This is a genomic window from Nocardioides endophyticus, assembly GCF_039543845.1.
Taxonomy (GTDB): domain Bacteria; phylum Actinomycetota; class Actinomycetes; order Propionibacteriales; family Nocardioidaceae; genus Nocardioides; species Nocardioides endophyticus.
The window spans coordinates 484,300-499,648 of record NZ_BAABKN010000005.1 but is presented as its reverse complement, the minus strand read 5'-3'; the positions used below and the strand labels follow the sequence as shown (position 1 = coordinate 499,648).

Sequence of the window (15,349 nt, the reverse complement as noted above, 5' to 3'; positions counted from 1 at the left end):
TCGACGACGATCAGCGGCAGCTCGGTCATCACGGCCAGGCCGATCGCCTCGGACTTCAGGGCGATGCCGGGGCCTGAGGTGGTGGTGACGCCGAGCGCGCCGGCGAAGGAGGCGCCGATCGCGGCACCGACCCCGGCGATCTCGTCCTCGGCCTGCAGGGTGGTGATGCCGAAGGACTTGTGCTTGCTCAGCTCGTGGAGGATGTCGGAGGCCGGGGTGATCGGGTAGGAGCCCAGGAAGACCGGCAGCCCGGACTGCACGCCCGCGGCGACCAGGCCGTAGGACAGGGCCAGGTTGCCGGTGATGTTGCGGTAGGTGCCCGCCGACATCGGGGCCGGCTTGATCTCGTACTGCACGACGAACGTCTCGGTGGTCTCACCGAAGTTCCAGCCGGCCTTGAACGCCGTGATGTTGGCGTCGCGGATGTCGGCGACCTTCGCGAACCGCTTCTCCAGGAAGGAGATGGTCGACTCGATCGGCCGCCCGTACATCCACGACAGCAGGCCCAGCGCGAACATGTTCTTCGCGCGGGCGGCGTCCTTGCGGGACAGCCCGAACTCCTTGACCGCCTCGACGGTCATCCCGGTCAGGTCGATCGCGTGGACCGCGAACTCGCCCAGTGGGTCGTTGACCTCGCCGATGGTCTCGAGCGGGTTGGTCTCGTAGCCGGCCTTGGTCAGGTTGCGACCGGTGAAGTCGTGGGTGTCGACGATGATCGCCGCGCCCTTCGGCAGGTCGCCCAGGTTGGCCTTGAGCGCCGCCGGGTTCATCGCGACCAGCACATCGGGTGCGTCGCCCGCGGTGAGGATGTCATGGTCGGCGAAGTGGACCTGGAACGACGAGACGCCCGGCAGGGTGCCCTGAGGAGCGCGGATCTCGGCGGGGAAGTTCGGCAGCGTCACCAGATCGTTGCCGAACACGGCCGACTCCTGCGTGAACCGATCCCCGGTCAACTGCATGCCGTCACCGGAGTCGCCCGCAAACCGGATGATCACCCGGTCCAGCTGCTTGACCTGCTTCCCGGTGCTCGTCGTCGGCGCGCTCATGGCCTGTTCGTCTCGACGTTCTCGAGCACGACGCTGAGTCCCTGGCCGACTCCGATGCACAGTGTCGCCACCCCCCAACGCTCATGGGAATCGATGAGCCGTTTGGCGAGCGTGCCGAGGAGTCTGCCTCCTGATGCGCCAAGCGGGTGACCGATCGCGATCGCACCGCCCTTGGCATTGACCATGTGCTCGTCAATCTTCCATTCGTCGATGCAGGCGAGGCTCTGTACGGCAAATGCCTCGTTGAGCTCAACTGCGCCGACATCGGACCAGGTGATTCCTGCCGACGCGAGCGCTCGGTTCGTCGCTTCGACCGGGCCGAGACCGAAGCGATGCGGGTCGAGGGCAGATGCTCCGCGCCCAGCGATTCGAGCCAGGGGCCCGCAGCCCACCAGGTCTGCGGCAGCCTCAGAGCCCAACAGGACGGAGGATGCGCCGTCACTCAGTGGTGAGGCATTCCCGGCCGTGATGGTTCCATCCTTCCGAAAGGACGGCTTCAAGGTGGACAGCTGGACGAGGGTTGCATCGGCCCGCACGCCCTCGTCTCGACTGGCCGTTGTCAGCCCGAGCGTGGAGGAGTCCTCGAAGCCAACGACGAGAGAATCGTAGAAGCCCTCCTCCCACGCCTTCGACGCCAACCGGTGCGAACGCAGAGCGTACTCGTCCTGTCGACCCCGGCTGATGCCCAGTTCGACTTGCAGGGCCTCGTTCGCTTCGCCGAGCGACACGGTCCACTCGGACGGCATCGCGGGGTTGACCAGCCTCCAGCCCAGTGTGGTTGAGACGGCGTTCATGTCTCCTGCTGGGAAGGCACGCGATGGCTTCGGCAGGACCCAAGGCGCACGGGTCATCGACTCCACACCACCCGTCAGGACGATGCATGCATCACCAGTCTCGATCGTTCGCGAGCCGATCATTGCGGCGTCGAGCGAAGAGCCGCACAACCGGTTGACGGTGGTGGCCGGCACCGACGTCGGCAGCCCGGCGAGCAGCACGGCCATACGCCCGACGTTCCGGTTGTCCTCGCCGGCCCCGTTCGCATTGCCCCAGATCACCTCGTCGATCGCGCTGTCGGACAGCGACGGTAGGGCGTCGAGAACGCCGCGGATCGCCGCCGCCGCAAGATCGTCAGGTCGCACGTTGGCCAGACCACCGCCGTGCCGGCCGAAAGGGGTGCGAACAGCCCCATACACGAACGCGTCAACCGCCATGTCTCTACACTCCTTTTTAACCATGGTTAGAATATCTTGACGCATTCGCACCCAAATGTCTATCATCCAATGTCGGACATTTACTTGAGGAGAGCAGTGACTGTCGAAGCCCCCGTTGAGCACGTAATGCCCCGGAGGGACGCCGACTCGGAGCCCTTCTGGGCAGCGGTCGAGCGCCACTCGCTTGAGGTCCCCCAATGCCGCGACTGTAAGCAGCTCCGCTGGTTCCCCAGTCGGCTCTGTCCGGGGTGCTGGAGCGATGCCGCCGACTGGAAGCCACTGGATGGAAGCGGAACGGTCTACAGTTGGTCAACCGTTCGGCGAGCGCCGTCAGCGTCCTTCCGCGACGAGGTTCCGTACATCATCGGACTGGTCGATCTGGCCCCGAACGTGCGCATGTTCACCCGCATCCTGTGCGACCGACCTGAGCAGGTGGAGGTCGGCGCCGCCGTCAAGGTCGAGTTCCAGAACCGCGAGGGCGGACTGGTTCTGCCGTGCTTCCGCGTAGTCGGCACCGAGGTCGCCGCATGACCGACATGCGAGGTCTCGTCTCGATCGTCGGGGTCGGAGAGTCCCGCATTGGCAAGGTCCCCGACACGACTGGCCTGGGGTTGACCGCCGAGGCCGCCAAGAACGCCATCGAGGATGCAGGGATCGACAAGAGCGAGATCGACGGTTTGCTGACCGCATACTCGTTCACCGAGCCGTACTTCATGCTCGGATCGGTGATGTGCGAGTACCTGGGCATCAAGCCGCGCTACTGCTCTTCCATGGTGGTAGGCGGCGCGACGCCAGGTGTGATGCTCACCCATGCAGCGGCCGCGATCGCAACCGGACAGGCGACGACGGTCCTCATCCTGGCGGGTGAGAACCGAGCGACGGGACAGTCGCGTGACGAGACCGTTGCCAAGATGACCGCTGTCGGCCACCCCTCGTACGAGAACCCGTACGGCCCACCCATGCCCGGCCTGTACGCCCTAGTGGCTCGGCGACACATGGCCGAGTACGGCACGACCTCCGAGCAGCTTGCCTCGGTCGCCGTCACCGCTCGGAAGCACGCTTCCATGCACCCGAACGCTCACATGCGCGCCCCCATCACGGTCGAGGACGTGCTGTCGTCCAAGATGATCGCCGATCCGCTACATCTGCTTGACTGCTGCCTCATCTCCGATGCCGGCGGAGCCATCATCGTGACCTCGACGGAGCGCGCACGCGAACTGCGGAAGCCGCCAGTCCACGTCTTGGGGATGGGTGAGTATCACTCGCACGAGCACCTGAGCATGGCGCCGACGCTGGCTCAGACAGGTGCCACGTACTCGGGCCGAGCGGCCCTGGCGATGGCCGGCCTGAAGCCCGCTGACATGGACTTCGCCGAGCTGTACGACTGCTTCAGCGTGGTCCCGATCATCGAGCTCGAAGACCTGGGGTTCGTGGAGCGGGGCGAAGGTGGCGCCTTCTTCGAAGAAGGTCACGCGCGGGTCGGTGGCTCTCTGCCCGTCAACACCCACGGCGGGATGCTCTCGCACGCACACGCGGGAGCTGCCGGTGGTTTGTTCGACCTCGTTGAGGCGACGCGCCAGCTCCGGCACGAATGCGGAGAACGCCAGGTCGCCGACGCGGAAGCCGGACTCGTCCATGTCGAAGGCGGGATCCTGTCGGCCCACTGCACCGTCGTGCTGTCCAACTCTCTGTGACCGATCCAGGTCCAACACCCGAAAGGCAACTGCGCAATGAGCAAAGTCCGTGGCAAGTACTTCGACGACATCCAGGTGGGCGACGTCTTCGAGACCGGTCGTCGAACCGTCACGCTGACCGACATCGTCAACTTCGCTTGCCTGTCCGGCGACTTCAACGAGGTTCACACGAACTGGGAGTACTGCAAGGAGACGCCATTCGGTGAACCGATCGCTCACGGCCCACTGGTCTACTCGATCGCGGCCGGGCTCAACTACGCGTCAGGCATCAACGACGGGACTCTGGTAGCACTTCTCGGCACCGACGACTGGCGGATGGTCGCCCCCGTGAAGAGCGGCGACACGATCTTCATGCGCTCCGAGGTCCTCGAGACCCGCCTCACCAGCAAGGGCGACCGGGGAGTAGTCACCGTGCGACGGACCATCTTCAACCAGCGCCAAGAGGTCGTTCAACAGATGGTGTCGAAGATGCTCTTCCGTTGTCGGCCGAGCGACGACTCGGACGACTGAGGTGTGCTGAAAGATGTCTAACCACCAGCCTCGCGGAGTCACCCGATATGCCGTCTACCTCCCGTACCACCGTCTTCCTCGCGCGGACCTTCGCGGAGCATCGCTCGGGGGAAGTCGCACAGTCGCCGCCTACGACGAGGACACGACCTCGTTGGCTGTTGAAGCGGCACGCTCGATCGCCAGCGCGGAGGTGACCTCGTTGTGGTTCGCCACGACTAGGCCGGCGTACGCTGACAAGTCAAACGCGAGCGCGATCCATGCGGCGCTCGCCTTGCCCTCCGCCGCCTCCGCATTCGACATGGTGGGTTCCGTTCGGTCAGCCGTCGGTGCACTACAGGTGACCGCGGCAGCCGACGGCACCTCTCTAGGCGTCTTCGCCGACATCCGGTCGGGCGCGCCGGGCAGCGCCGACGAGATCGAGGGCGGCGACGCCGCAGCCGCGATCGTCGTCGGCAACGGCACGGACGATCAGCCGGTCTTGGCAGAGCTACTCCACTCTGCCCACACGACGATCGAAGTGCTCGATCGTTGGCGGACACCGGGAGCAGACACCAGTCGGTCCTGGGAGGAACGATTCGGAGAGAGCGTGTACCTCCCGGCGGCTCGCGGACTGCTGGCCGAGATCGTGGGCTCTCTCCCGGCGGACGGACGGCGGCTTGCCGCCGTCGTGGGTACACACGCACGGGCGGTCAAAGCCGTGGCACGCGACGTCAGTGAGCATGCCAAGCTTCTCGAGGATCTGGCCGTTGAGTTCGGCAACTGTGGTGCGGCGCAACCCGGCCTCGCCCTGGCAGACTGGCTCGACCAGGCGCAAGCCGGCGACATCTTCATCCTGGTCGTGATCTCCGACGGGGTGAGCGCGATGGTCTACCGTGCGACGTCGGCTGTCGAGGACGAGCGACGGCACCGTTCTGACCTGTCCCGTCGGCAGCACGCGCCTACGGATTCCGTCGACTATCTGACCTATCTCTCGTGGCGTGGGCTCCTGCAGTCGGCGCCAGCCCGACGCCCGGACCCGGAGCCACCGCTTGCACCGCCGTCCTTCAGGCGAACGCGCTGGAAGTTCGCGCTCGAAGCCTCGCGATGCACCGAGTGCGAAACCCGACAAGTGCCGCCGAGCCGGGTCTGCCGTTCGTGCCACGTCGTCGATCACATGGCCCCGGATCCGTTGAGTGGCGAACGTGCTCGAGTCTTCTCGTACACGATCGATCGTCTGGCTCACACTCCGAGCCCACCGCTCGTCGGGGCTGTCATCGACTTCGAGGGCGGTGGTCGATTGAAATGCGAGATCACCGACGTCGATCCCGACCTCGTCGAGGTTGGACTTCCGGTCGAGATGACCTTCCGCAGGCTCACCACCGCGCGCGGAGTGCACAACTACTTCTGGAAGGCACGGCCGGTCCGGGCCGCAGCACTCACTGAAGGGGTGGAACGATGAGTTCGCATGGAATCAGCGACGCGGTAGCGATCGTCGGAATGGGGTGCACCCCGTTCGGTGAGCATTGGGACAAGTCCGTCGACGACCTGCTGACCGACGCCTACGACCTGACGTTGTCTTCGGCCAAGATCGAGCGCGCCGACATCGACGCGTACTGGCTCGGCACGATGGCGGCTGGTATGTCTGGCCTCGTCCTCTCGCGTGCCCTTCGGCTGAACTACAAGCCGGTCACACGCGTCGAGAACTTCTGCTCGACAGGTTCAGAAGCGTTGCGCAACGCGTGCTACGCCGTCGCAAGCGGTGCATACGACGTCGCCATGGCCATCGGCGTTGAGAAGTTGAAGGACAGCGGATTCTCCGGCCTGACCGGGACCAGCATGATCGACGACGGTACGAAGGCCGACCTCACCGCCCCCGCGCTGTTCAGCTTCCTCGGCACCTCGTATGCGGCCAGATACGGCCTGGACGCTGACGTGCTCAAGGAGGTGTTGACTCGCATTGCCTGGAAGAACCATCAGAACGGTGCGAAGAATCCGCTGGCTCAGTTCCGCAAGCCAGTCTCGATGGAAACGATCAGATCCGCGCCCATGATCGCCGACCCACTCGGGCTCTTCGACTGCTCGGGGGTCGCCGACGGTGCGGCCGCTGCGATCGTCGTACGCGCGGAAGATGCCCACAAGTACACGGACCACCCCATCTACATCAAGGCGCTGTCCTTCGTCGCTGGCCCCGCGACCGGCGGCGGAGACTCGGACTACCCGTACACGACCATCCCCGAGGTAGTCGCCGCAGCCAAGGACGCCTATCTGCAAGCAGGGGTCACCGCGCCCCGCGAGCAGATCGCGATGGCCGAGGTGCACGACTGCTTCACCCCGACCGAGCTCGTGCTGATGGAGGACCTCGGGTTTGCCGAGCGGGGAGAAGGTTGGAAGGACGTCCTGGATGGCGCCTTCGACCTCGACGGACGCCTACCCGTGAATCCGGACGGCGGGCTCAAGGCATTCGGCCATCCGATCGGAGCCTCGGGCCTCCGGATGATGTACGAGTGCTGGCTGCAGCTGCGAGGCGATGCCCCGGTTGACCGACGGGTCGACTTCGGTGAGAGTCGCCTCGCCCTGACCCACAACCTTGGTGGCAACCCCGGCGACTGCGTGTCGTTTGTCGGCATCGTCAGCGATCAACTCGGATCTCCCGTTCTCTAATCACGAGCACGGCTCAGTACACCCAAGAGAGGCAGTCGGAAATGAGCTTTTCCCTCAGTGAGGAATCCCTGGACCTCCAGAATGTCGCCCGTCAGTTCGCCCAGCGGGAGATCGCTCCCAACGTGCATGATTGGGAGCGGGAGGGACACTTCGCGCGGGAGGTCTTCAAGGGCCTGGGCGAGCTCGGGTTCCTGGGGGCGGCCTTCCCCGAGTCCGTCGGGGGAAGCGAGATGGGGCTTCTCAACATGGTTCTGGGGGCTGAACAGGTCGGCCTTGCGAGCCCTGACCTCGTCAGCGCGTTCAACATGAACGCCATGACAGCGCCTATGGGCATCATGAGTTGGGGCACGCCGGACCAGCACGAAGAGTACGTCCGTCCCCTGATCCAGGGTGACCTGATCGGCAGCATCGCGCTCACAGAGGCCGGCGGAGGCTCGGACGCGATGCGCAACATGAAGACCAGGGCAGTGCTGAAGGATGGCAGCTGGGTCATCAATGGGACCAAGATGTGGATCACTCTGAGCCCGGTCGCTGACGTGTGCCTTCTCTTCGCAAAGACCGACTTTGAAGCAGGTCATCGGGGGGTGTCGGCCTTCATCTTGCGCTACGACGACCCCGGAGTCACCGTCACACGGCTGCCTACGACGACGGGGAACCTGATTCCTGTCGGCGAGGTCGTCCTCGACAACGTCCGAATCCCCGAAGACCGTCTCGTTGGTGAAGTGGGAGCCGGGTTCAAGATTGCGATGAACTCCCTCGACTATGGACGGCTCGCCGTCGCGGCGAAGAGCCTCTCGGTCGGACAGGTGCTCGCCGACCTCGGCATCGAGTATGCCAAGACTCGTGAAGCCTTCGGCAATCCAATCGGTCGGTACCAGATGATCCAACACCAGATTGCGGATGCGGTGACCGAGTTGACGGCCGGTCGCGCGCTTCTCTACCAGGCCGCCGCAACCTTTGACAGTGGACTGGCTGACACCCGCATGAGCGCGATGGCCAAGTACTTCTTGGGCGAGGTGACACTCAAGATCGCCAACGCGGTCATGGAGATCCACGGCGGATACGGGGTCTCCCAGGAGTACACCGTCAACCACTATCTCAACCTTGCTCACCTGGGCCGGACTGGCGAAGGTGCGGCCAACATTCTCCGGATCGCACTTGCCGAGGACGCGCTGGGGTACAAGAGCATGTCGCGCCACGCACTCCGACGGCCGCTCTCGTTCGAACCGGTCTGATTTGCCGGGGTTCAGTCGACTAGGCGTTAGACTCCTGTCCATAGTCGGACAATTCTCGGTTCACGGAGGCGATGCATGACGAGTTCCTCGCACGAGGAGCAGGCGCCGGTCCGAATGATCGGAGAGCGCATCCTCCGCCCGCGTCAGCAGGTGGAGGATCGTCTCCGGACCGCCATCCTGAATGGCGATCTTGAGGACGGGGAGCGACTGCCCCCAGAGGTCGAGCTGGCTCGGCAGTTCCAAGTCAGTAGGACCACGATCCGTGAGGCGCTGCGTACGCTGACCTCTGAGGGCATGATCGTCAAGTCGCCTGGAGCTAGGGGTGGCACCTTCGTGCAGAAGCTCGGTTCCGATTCGCTCGGAACGGTCATCCAAGAGTCGTTGAACAACCTTCTCCGTCTGGGGAACGTGGAGTACACGTCGGTTGCGATGGTTCGTCAGTATCTCGAGGTGCCGAGTGCGCGCCTCGCGGCGCGAAACTCGACCGAAGAGGATCGCAACGAACTTCGCGAGATTATCCGCAAACAGCGCGAGGCCACTGTGGGGGATCCCATGGTCGGGCAGCTGGACGTCGACTTCCACTCGACGATCGCTAGGGCCAGTGGCAACCCGGTCCTCGCCGCGTTCGTCAGGGCGCTGCACCGCGAGACCGAGCCCGTTCACTATCTGGATCTCTCGCCGGAGGTCGGGCGGGAGACCGTGATCCAGCACCAGAACATCCTCAAGGCAATCGAGGCCGAAAGTCCCGACGCCGCCGAGGCGGCTGTCGTGGAGCATCTGACGTACCTTCGTGGGCACCTGTTCCGGGAGGATGGAAGTTCTCGACTTCGCCCCGTCTGAGCGCGACTATGCCGCTCTCATCCTTGGTAGGTGGTGAGTGCGCGGGCCGCGTTAGCCATGCCAGTCCCGCTACCGAGACCTACCTAGTTGACGAGCAATCATGCTGCGCTGGATCTGGTTGGTGCCCGCCACGATCTCGTTCAGCTTCGTCTCGCGCCAGTAGCGCTCCATGCCGTACTCGACCATATAGCTGTAGCCGCCGAGCACCTGCATGCCGTTGCTCACGATCCGCGTACTTGCCTCGGAGGCGGCCACCTTGGCCATCGAGGCGTCAAGACTGGCTGGCAGTCCTTGATCCAGACGCCAGGCCGCTCGCCATGTGAAGAGTCGGGCCATCTCGACATCGATCGCCATATCGGCGATCAGGTGAGCGATCGATTGGTGCTCGATGATCGGGACGTCAAACTGCCGGCGCTCGCGTGCGTAGGTGAGTGCAAGATCGAGGGCTCCGGCAGCAACTCCGACGCTCTGAGCGGCGCACGTGATGCGCTCATGATCGAGGAGCTGGAACATGACGCGCAGACCGTCGCCGACCTCACCGATGGTCTCGGAGGCCGGAACGCGAACTTCGTCGAAGAAGACCTCGCAGGTATGGGTCCCTTGCCCGGCGAGCTTCCTCAGGGGCTGCGTGCTGACGCCCGCAGCCTTACGCGGAACCAGAACCATGGTGAGCCCCCTTCCCGGTTCAGAGCGATCGGCAGTCCGAACGAGCGTGACAAGGTAGTCGGCAGTGTCCGCGCCGGTGATGAATACCTTCTGGCCGTTGATGACCCACTCGTCACCGTCGCGCCGAGCCGACGTCTTGAGGTGGGTCAGGTCGGAACCCGCTTCCGGCTCAGTCAGTGTGACGGCCATCCGGGTCGTCCCGGCGACGACGCCCGGAAGAATCCGCAGTCGTTGATCGTCGGTGCCGTGGTCAAGGATGATCCGCGAACAAGTCACGGTCGGTATCCAGGCCATAAGGAGAGTGGCGCCGGCACGCGAGATCTCTTCGACGGCCAAGCAGAGCGTCACGGAGTCGGCCGGGTTGCCGCCGTACTCCTCAGGGATCACGAGGCCGGTGAGACCAATCTCAGCCATCTGCGAGTAGATCGTCGAGGGGAACTCGTGCGCCTCTTCTAGTCGAGCCATCTCCTCGATCGATGCGTGTTGCTCGAAGAACGACCGCAGAACCTTGCGGAACTGGAGCTGCTCGCCTGTGAGTTCGAAGTCCACTGACCCATCCTTTTTAACGGTCGTTTAATTTAGTTTACGGTCGACTGTCGGGCGCGTCAATCGACCGCGAGGGACACGACCACGCGCCCGTCGGTCGCCCGATCGCCGACGGCAGCCAATGCCTCCGCCACGTTCGCGGCATCGTGGATCGACGCCACTGGCACCCGGAGGTCGCCGCGGGAGGTGATTGCGTCGAATCGTCGGTACGAGCCATCGAGGAGGCGCGGTTCGTCGCTCAGCCACCGGGCGATGTGCAGGCCGGAAACCTGGGCCGACCGCTGCCACAACGTGGGCAGCTTGGGCCCCTTCGGTGCTTGACCGGAAGATGCGCCGATCGTCACTAGGCGGCCAAGCGGTCGGAGGGCATGGAGGCTGTCGTCGAAGACCTGTCCGCCGACCGAGTCGAGGATCAGGTCAGCCCCACCTGGAGCCCAGTCCCTGACGAGTTGAGGAAAGTCCGCGTAGTCGCTTGTGGCATCGGCTCCCAGACGCTCCGCGATCAATCGACGTTGCGGGCTTCCGGCGGTTGCGAGGATCGTGCCGGCACCATAGCGTCGGGCTAGCTGGACGGCGACGCGACCGACGCCGCCCGCCGCGGCATGGATAGCGACGACGTCGCCGGGCTGCATTCGTCCCACGGTCAGCACGGCGGCGTCGGCCGTCAGGAACGGGGTCGTCAGAGCTGCCGTTTCTGCGTCGCTCAGGTGTGCTGGGGCCGGGCGAAGCCACGCAGGATCGACCGCGATGTACTCGGCGAGCGCGCCCGGGCCGGGAAGAAATCCGCAGACCCGGGCGCCAGCAACCAATGCAGACCGTTGCGGACCGGTCGGCGGCTGGGCGACGAGACCGCAGAACTCGTGACCCGGGACGAACGGTGGATCGGGAACTGGGCCGGCGTACTCTCCGCGCACCTGCAGTGCATCGCTCCAGGCGAGCGCGACGGCCAAGACGCGAACAACCGCCTGCTCCGGGGTTGGGGACGGGGCGGGGGTGTCCCGCCACTCGAGTCGCCGCGTGCCGTCGGACTGGACGACGAACAGAGTCTTCATGGCCCTCCACTTTTTAACGATGACTCAATTATACTGGGTGGGAAGGGAGTCACATGCCATCGAGTCGCGTAGTTGAAGATCCGTTCAGGTTCACCGTCCCCCCGGCTGAGATCGATCAGCTCCGCACCCGCTTGCGGCAGACGCGGTGGCCCGGGGTCGCCTCCTTGAACTGGGAACTAGGGACGGATGAAACGTTCCTCAAGCGCTTGTGCGAGTACTGGGCCGATGGCTTCGACTTCACCGCCGCGATCGATGCCATCAACGCCGTCCCGGGATACCTGGCCGAGGTCGACGGCGTACCGCTGCACTATCTGCACGTGCCCGGAAATGGTCCAAGTCCCCTTCCGCTTATCCTGACCCACGGCTGGCCGAGCAGCTACGTCGAGTTCCTGGACGTGATCGGGCCTCTGACGGACCCAGCCCGGTACGGAGGCGATCCGGCCGATGCGTTCTCTGTGGTGGTGCCGTCGATCCCCGGGTTCGGCCACTCCGGTTTCCGCCCTGGTCTCAACGTCGCGTCCATCGCGCCGCTCTGGAATGGCCTGATGACCCGCGTCCTCGGGTACGAGAGCTATGTTGCCCAGGGTGGCGATTGGGGCGGAATGATCACCTCGAGGCTCGGTTACAGCCACGCTGAGAGCGTACGAGCCATCCACCTCAATCTCGTCGGCCTCTCTCCTCACCCGAGCCGCCGGACGGACCTGTCGGACGCCGAGCTCGCATGGATGTCGGAGATGAGCGCGTGGCAGCGCACGGAGACTGGCTACTTGGAGATCCAGTCGACAAAGCCCCAGACGCTGTCGTACGGCCTATCGGACTCGCCGGCAGGGACAGCGGCTTGGATTGTGGAGAAGTTCCGCTCGTGGAGCGACTGCCAAGGCGATCTCTACAACGTCATGACCCGCGACAAGCTGCTGACGATGCTGTCGGTGTACTGGTTCACCCACACGGTCGAGACGTCGGTGAGGATCTACGCGGAAGAGCGGAGGAATCCGTGGCGGACGACTCCCGACACCTTCGTTTCGGTGCCGACGGGTGTCTCGCACTATCCCTATGAGCAAGTGCGTCCCCCGCGGGAGTGGGCCGAACGCGTGTACAACGTCCAGTACTGGCAGGAGATGCAGCGAGGAGGCCACTTTCCGGCGCTCGAGGATCCGGGGCCCTTCGTGGCCACGCTCCGTGACTTCTTCAGCCGATACCGGTGACCAGCCGATGAGCGTTCAGAGACGCATGGCCCCGGAGGGCCGCGTGGCGAAGGGATCACCACGCGGCCGGACGGCGGGTCCTTGGCGCAGGGGTTCCTACTTGAAGTAGTAGCGTCCGATGGTCGACGCGACGCACGCGGGGCGATCCCCGCCCTTGGTCTCAAACGAGACTGTGCTGTAGACGGCGACCTCCCGTGGACCGATTGACTCCACCTTGTCGAATGTCACGCGGGCAGCGAGCTCCGAACCCACAATCACAGGACTGAGGAATCGCACGCGGTCCAGCCCGTAGTTGACTGCCCGAGAGACGTTGTCGATCCGGTAGATCTCGCCGCAAAGGACTGGCCCCATCGCCAGGGTCAGGTAACCGTGGGCGATGGTTGCGCCGTACGGTCCCTGGCGAGCTTGATCGGGGTCGATGTGGATCCACTGGTGGTCACCCGTGGTCTCGGCAAACATGTCAATTCGCCGTTGATCGATCAGGTGCCAATCGCTGGCGCCGATCTCAGAGCCGGTCGCGGCAATCAGTTCGGCAGAGTTGGAGAAGATGCGCACCGGTTCGTTACCTCTCGTTCATTGGTCAGGCCCCGCTTCGGGCGAACGAAGCATGAGCGATGGCCTGCACCTTGCCCTCGGTTGAAGCGATTCGCGCGTGGGCCACAGCGACGCGACGACCCGATCGGTCGACAGTGGCTTCGACCTGCATCGACTCTCCCGGAGGTAGTGGAATTGGGCGGTGATATTCCACGTTCAAGGACAGGAGCCGAATGCCCGCCGTCGATTCGGCTTGCACGGCCCGATGCAACCCGTCCGAGAGTAGGGCGGCTTGCACGCCGCCGTGCACCATCCGCTGGAGGTTGAGCATTCCGGAATCGACTGCGTAGTCAAGCTCGAGGCTTCCTGGCCCGCAGGTAGTTGCGCGTCGCGGCTGGAAGGCCGAGGAGACGCCTGTCAGGCGTCCTTGATCAGGACTTGTCCATGGGACTTCCTGGGCCAGTGCTATGAACTGGCTGGAGGCCGTGGCCACGAGGCTGCCGTCCGCAAGGCGGATGTCTGCCTGGCAAACACCGAAGTCGCTGCTCATTCCACGCAGTTCCGCATCGCAGTGCAGCGTTTCGTCAGCTGGCGGGACGGTGCTGATCATGTCTAGGCGCAGATCAACGGTCCTGCATGTCCAATCAGGGTCAATGCCTGCCAGCAGGGCTCTTCCGAGCGCAGCGTCCGCGAGCAGTGGGATGCGTGCGGCGGCGCTGTCAGCGTGCCAAGCCGCCGCCGTCATGGTGACCCAGCCTCGACCGCCGCTGGCGACCTCGAATCCGGCGAGATACTCGGCGGGGCATGAGTTCAGCAGATGGGTGAGTCGACCAATCGTTCGCGGATCGATGACCCGTTCAACTCCCGAAGCTGGTTGTGCCAGGGCGCTCAACCCTCGACCGCCGCGCTACGGACCGGGCAGCCGTGCCCCTCGCCGGAGCGTTGAGCCACGGTCTGGAGGGGGAGCGACTCGAGCGCGCGAAGGATGAAGTTCGGGTGATAGGCGAGGGCGTCTCGGTTAGCCGCCAGGCCGAAGCGCTCGAACGTGGCGAAGAGCTCCTCGAACGCCACCAGTGCCTCGAGGCGCGCCAAACTGGAACCAAGGCATGTGTGGATTCCCTTGCCGAACGCCAGATGGGATCGGACGTTGCTTCGCTCGGGGTTGAAGTCCTGTGCGTTTTCGAAGACGCTCTCGTCAAGATTCGCGGCCCCGATCATGGCCATGATTCGGGTGGTCTCGGTGACCTTCTCGTCAGCCAGTGAGACTTGACCGCGGTTCATGCGGCCCGTGCCCTGCACTGGCGCCTCACGACGAAGAGTCTCCTCTACGACTCGCGCCAGATAGTCGCTGTCTGTGCGGGCGCGTTCCTCGACATCGGGATGGTCCAGCAGCATTAACATGCAGCTTGAAATGAGATTGGTCGTGGTCTCGTTGCCAGCGACGAGAATGACGTGAACGATCGCCAGGATCTCCGGGATCGTGAGGGGTTGCTGGTCCTCGGTCTGTGCCTGGATGAGATCGGTGAGCAGGTCGTCTTGGGGTGCGGCGCGGCGTTCCTCGATTCGCTCCACCATGTATGCCTGCAGCTCGTTCACGCTCCGGTGGCACTCGAGTTCTCGCTCTGGCGTAATCATGCCCCCGAGTGGCGCGACCGAGTCGTCAGACCAGCGCTTGAAGGCCGGAAGGTCCTTGCGAGGAACTCCGAGCGCGTCGGCGATCACCATCAGCGGCAGCTTCTGCGCGAAGAGCTCCACGAAGTCGGCGTCGTCACCGGCCGCGGCCAGGTCGGCCGCGAGCTCCTGCGCGACACGACGCACGGACGGTTCCATCGACCGTACGCGCCGCGGGCTGAATGCGGACTTGACCAGGGATCGGTACCTCGTGTGGCTCGGCGGATCGTTTGCGAGCAACGTGTTCATCCGGGGGTAGCCCTCGGCGAGAACAGCGCGGACCTCGGGCGTCATCCGCCGGCTCAGGCCGGGGCCTACCTTCGCGGTGAAGTCGTCGACGTCGGCAAGCGCGTAACTGACATCCTCATAGCGTCCGATGAGGCTGAAGCCGACGTTCGGCAAATCCCACGGCCCCGCATGATTGCGGAGAGACTCGTAGAACGGGAACGGGCATCGAACGGTCTCGATGTCCATCGGGTCGGTGAAGTCTTGATCCACG

The 15,349-nt window shown here is 64.5% G+C and carries 15 protein-coding genes; 8 read left to right on the top strand and 7 right to left on the bottom strand.

The genetic code is table 11. From position 1 onward, the window contains the following. Positions 1 to 1,046, bottom strand: a 1,046-nt coding sequence (locus ABEA33_RS04650) for a 2-oxoacid:acceptor oxidoreductase family protein (RefSeq protein ID WP_345525424.1), incomplete at its 3' end; no start/stop codon positions are given. Next, the gene (locus ABEA33_RS04645) at positions 1,043 to 2,257 is read right to left on the bottom strand and encodes a thiolase family protein (RefSeq protein ID WP_345525423.1); all 1,215 of its coding nucleotides are present in this window, start codon (positions 2,255 to 2,257) and stop codon (positions 1,043 to 1,045) included. The genes ABEA33_RS04650 and ABEA33_RS04645, both read right to left, overlap by 4 nt. Before the next feature lie 96 nt (positions 2,258 to 2,353). On the opposite strand from ABEA33_RS04645, the gene ABEA33_RS04640 reads away from it, so the two are divergent. The 7 genes from ABEA33_RS04640 to ABEA33_RS04610 all read left to right on the top strand — a co-directional run bounded on the left by ABEA33_RS04640 (position 2,354) and on the right by ABEA33_RS04610 (position 9,176). After that, positions 2,354 to 2,788, top strand: coding sequence for a Zn-ribbon domain-containing OB-fold protein (locus ABEA33_RS04640; RefSeq protein ID WP_345525422.1), 435 nt, complete (start codon positions 2,354 to 2,356; stop codon positions 2,786 to 2,788). After that, a complete protein-coding gene (locus ABEA33_RS04635) occupies positions 2,785 to 3,951 on the top strand; it encodes a thiolase family protein (RefSeq protein ID WP_345525421.1) in 1,167 nt (388 codons plus the stop codon). Before ABEA33_RS04640 ends, ABEA33_RS04635 begins: the two co-directional genes overlap by 4 nt. 36 nt (positions 3,952 to 3,987) lie before the next feature. Continuing rightward, positions 3,988 to 4,461, top strand: coding sequence for a MaoC/PaaZ C-terminal domain-containing protein (locus ABEA33_RS04630; RefSeq protein ID WP_345525420.1), 474 nt, complete (start codon positions 3,988 to 3,990; stop codon positions 4,459 to 4,461). Positions 4,462 to 4,612: 151 nt separating this feature from the next. After that, a complete protein-coding gene (locus tag ABEA33_RS04625) occupies positions 4,613 to 5,899 on the top strand; it encodes an OB-fold domain-containing protein (protein WP_345525419.1) in 1,287 nt (428 codons plus the stop codon). Then, complete coding sequence (locus ABEA33_RS04620; RefSeq protein ID WP_345525418.1) at positions 5,896 to 7,101, top strand: acetyl-CoA acetyltransferase; 1,206 nt, start codon at positions 5,896 to 5,898, stop codon at positions 7,099 to 7,101. The genes ABEA33_RS04625 and ABEA33_RS04620 overlap by 4 nt, the downstream gene beginning before the upstream one ends. A 41-nt stretch (positions 7,102 to 7,142) precedes the next feature. Then, a complete protein-coding gene (locus ABEA33_RS04615) occupies positions 7,143 to 8,336 on the top strand; it encodes an acyl-CoA dehydrogenase family protein (protein WP_345525417.1) in 1,194 nt (397 codons plus the stop codon). 75 nt (positions 8,337 to 8,411) lie between these two features. Further along, positions 8,412 to 9,176, top strand: coding sequence for a FadR/GntR family transcriptional regulator (locus ABEA33_RS04610; RefSeq protein ID WP_345525416.1), 765 nt, complete (start codon positions 8,412 to 8,414; stop codon positions 9,174 to 9,176). Between the two features lie 69 nt (positions 9,177 to 9,245). Here the strand turns inward: ABEA33_RS04610 and ABEA33_RS04605 are convergent, their stop codons facing one another. Both ABEA33_RS04605 and ABEA33_RS04600 read right to left on the bottom strand, forming a co-directional pair. Then, positions 9,246 to 10,391: an acyl-CoA dehydrogenase family protein gene (locus ABEA33_RS04605; protein ID WP_345525415.1), complete on the bottom strand. Its 1,146-nt coding sequence runs from the start codon at positions 10,389 to 10,391 to the stop codon at positions 9,246 to 9,248. Positions 10,392 to 10,447: 56 nt separating this feature from the next. After that, complete coding sequence (locus ABEA33_RS04600) at positions 10,448 to 11,440, bottom strand: quinone oxidoreductase family protein (protein WP_345525414.1); 993 nt, start codon at positions 11,438 to 11,440, stop codon at positions 10,448 to 10,450. A 53-nt stretch (positions 11,441 to 11,493) separates the two neighbouring features. Here ABEA33_RS04600 and ABEA33_RS04595 point away from each other — a divergent pair, with 53 nt between their 5' ends. Further along, positions 11,494 to 12,645 carry an epoxide hydrolase family protein gene (locus ABEA33_RS04595; RefSeq protein WP_345525413.1) on the top strand — a complete coding sequence of 384 codons (1,152 nt, stop codon included), beginning with the start codon at positions 11,494 to 11,496 and terminating at the stop codon, positions 12,643 to 12,645. A gap of 96 nt (positions 12,646 to 12,741) precedes the next feature. On the opposite strand, the gene ABEA33_RS04590 is transcribed toward ABEA33_RS04595, so the two are convergent. The 3 genes from ABEA33_RS04590 to ABEA33_RS04580 are packed head-to-tail and all read right to left on the bottom strand — an operon-like array spanning position 12,742 to position 15,348. Next, positions 12,742 to 13,200 carry a MaoC family dehydratase gene (locus ABEA33_RS04590; RefSeq protein ID WP_345525412.1) on the bottom strand — a complete coding sequence of 153 codons (459 nt, stop codon included), beginning with the start codon at positions 13,198 to 13,200 and terminating at the stop codon, positions 12,742 to 12,744. Positions 13,201 to 13,225: 25 nt separating this feature from the next. Continuing rightward, positions 13,226 to 14,071, bottom strand: a complete 846-nt coding sequence (locus ABEA33_RS04585) for a PaaI family thioesterase (protein ID WP_345525411.1) — start codon at positions 14,069 to 14,071, stop codon at positions 13,226 to 13,228. Further along, positions 14,068 to 15,348 (bottom strand): cytochrome P450, encoded by a 1,281-nt coding sequence (locus ABEA33_RS04580; protein ID WP_345525410.1) that lies wholly within the window; start codon positions 15,346 to 15,348, stop codon positions 14,068 to 14,070. Before ABEA33_RS04580 ends, ABEA33_RS04585 begins: the two co-directional genes overlap by 4 nt. Position 15,349 lies beyond the last annotated feature (1 nt).

Coding starts and splice junctions, on each gene's coding strand:
- ABEA33_RS04645 (WP_345525423.1), bottom strand. CDS start 2,257: ATGGCGGTTGACGCGTTCGTGTATGGGGCTGTTCGCACCCCTTTCGGC.
- ABEA33_RS04635 (WP_345525421.1), top strand. CDS start 2,785: ATGACCGACATGCGAGGTCTCGTCTCGATCGTCGGGGTCGGAGAGTCC.
- ABEA33_RS04630 (WP_345525420.1), top strand. CDS start 3,988: ATGAGCAAAGTCCGTGGCAAGTACTTCGACGACATCCAGGTGGGCGAC.
- ABEA33_RS04620 (WP_345525418.1), top strand. CDS start 5,896: ATGAGTTCGCATGGAATCAGCGACGCGGTAGCGATCGTCGGAATGGGG.
- ABEA33_RS04615 (WP_345525417.1), top strand. CDS start 7,143: ATGAGCTTTTCCCTCAGTGAGGAATCCCTGGACCTCCAGAATGTCGCC.
- ABEA33_RS04610 (WP_345525416.1), top strand. CDS start 8,412: ATGACGAGTTCCTCGCACGAGGAGCAGGCGCCGGTCCGAATGATCGGA.
- ABEA33_RS04600 (WP_345525414.1), bottom strand. CDS start 11,440: ATGAAGACTCTGTTCGTCGTCCAGTCCGACGGCACGCGGCGACTCGAG.
- ABEA33_RS04595 (WP_345525413.1), top strand. CDS start 11,494: ATGCCATCGAGTCGCGTAGTTGAAGATCCGTTCAGGTTCACCGTCCCC.